This is a genomic window from Prauserella muralis, from assembly GCF_003202285.1.
GTDB lineage: Bacteria > Actinomycetota > Actinomycetes > Mycobacteriales > Pseudonocardiaceae > Prauserella_B > Prauserella_B muralis.
Genome location: NZ_MASW01000011.1, coordinates 1 through 1265, shown reverse-complemented (window position 1 = coordinate 1265; position 1265 = coordinate 1). Strand labels below are relative to the sequence as shown.

Below are 1265 nucleotides of genomic sequence, written 5' to 3'. Positions count from 1 at the left end.
TGGAGTGTTCCCGCTTTTGTGGACGCGGGTTTAGGCCGCGATTTGGCTGATTTCTCTGAACCCTAGTTGGTATTCTTGGGGTGTCAAGTATCCGAGTGTCGAGTGTCGTCGTTGTGTGTTGTAGTAGTTTTCGATCCAGTCGAATGTTTCCTTGTTGAGGTGCGTGATCGTCGGCCAGGGGCGGGTGTGTATGAGTTCTTTCTTGTAGGTCGCGAAAAATGATTCCGAGACGGCGTTATCGAAGCAGGTTCCGGTGCGGCCGAGTGAACGGCGGATACCGTTGTTCACGCAGTATTCGGCGAAGATTGCGGCGGTGTATTGGGTGCCGCGGTCGCTGTGGAAGATGACCTCGTTGCCGGGGCGGCGGCGAGCGAGGGCCATGTCGAGGGCTGCGGTGACCAGTTCGGTGCGCAGGTGCCCGGCGAGGGCCCAGCCCACGACGGCGCGGGAGTGCAGGTCGATCACCGTGGCCAGATACGCCCAGCCGTCCCAGGTCCTGACGTAGGTGATATCCCCGCACCACCGACGGTCCGGGGCCGTGGCGGTGAAGTCCTGGCCGATCAGGTCCGGTGCCGAGACCGGTGCCTGACCTGGGGTGGTGGTGCGTTTCCAGGGCTTGGGGTGTCGTCCTTGCAGGCCGGCGTCGCGCATGAGACGCCAGACCCGCTTCGGTGAGGCCTGGTGCCCGAGCGTGACGAGCTCGGCGTGCACGCGCCGCACACCAGGGTTGCCGCGCAGCCGCTCATGGACCTGCTTGATGACGGCGAGCAGACCGGTGTCGGCGCGTTCCCGCGCGCTCGGGGAGCGGCCGCGCCAGGCGTAGTAGCCCGAGCGGGACACACCCAGCTCACGGCACATGAACTCGACCGGGAAGTCGTCGGTGCCCGCCCAGTCCGCGATCGCAGCGAATTTCACTGCTTGTCTTTCGCGAACCAGGTCGCTACTTTTTTTGCGAACTCGACCTGCATCTTCAGCTCGGCGTTCTCCGCCCGCAACCGCTCCAGCTCGGCGCGTTCGGAATCCTCCAGAGCTTTGTCCACCGAGTCGTCGGACTCCCTGGCCTTCTTCACCCATTTCCCTAACGTCATCTCGTGCACACCGATATTACGTGCGACCTCGACAATAGGCCGATGGTCATCGATGACGAAAGCTACCGCCTGTGCCTTGTACTCCTCGGTAAATCGACGGCGTGTTGAACCCATCCCTGTGCCTCCCGAAGGACCGGGCGACCCTCACCCCCGTGTCCACCGAACCGGGAACGGTCC

General features: G+C 63.2%; 2 protein-coding genes. Both read right to left on the bottom strand.

Annotation, left to right across the window (positions count from 1 at the left end):
• Positions 1 to 30: 30 nt before the first annotated feature.
• The gene (locus BAY60_RS35390) at positions 31 to 915 is read right to left on the bottom strand and encodes an IS3 family transposase (protein ID WP_211330571.1); all 885 of its coding nucleotides are present in this window, start codon (positions 913 to 915) and stop codon (positions 31 to 33) included.
• Positions 912 to 1202 carry a transposase gene (locus BAY60_RS37690; RefSeq protein WP_211330570.1) on the bottom strand — a complete coding sequence of 97 codons (291 nt, stop codon included), beginning with the start codon at positions 1200 to 1202 and terminating at the stop codon, positions 912 to 914. Before BAY60_RS37690 ends, BAY60_RS35390 begins: the two co-directional genes overlap by 4 nt.
• Between the last annotated feature and the right edge of the window lie 63 nt (positions 1203 to 1265).

Bases quoted from the DNA above. Each gene is read 5' to 3' on its own strand.
- BAY60_RS37690 (WP_211330570.1), bottom strand. From the start codon at position 1,202: ATGGGTTCAACACGCCGTCGATTTACCGAGGAGTACAAGGCACAGGCG.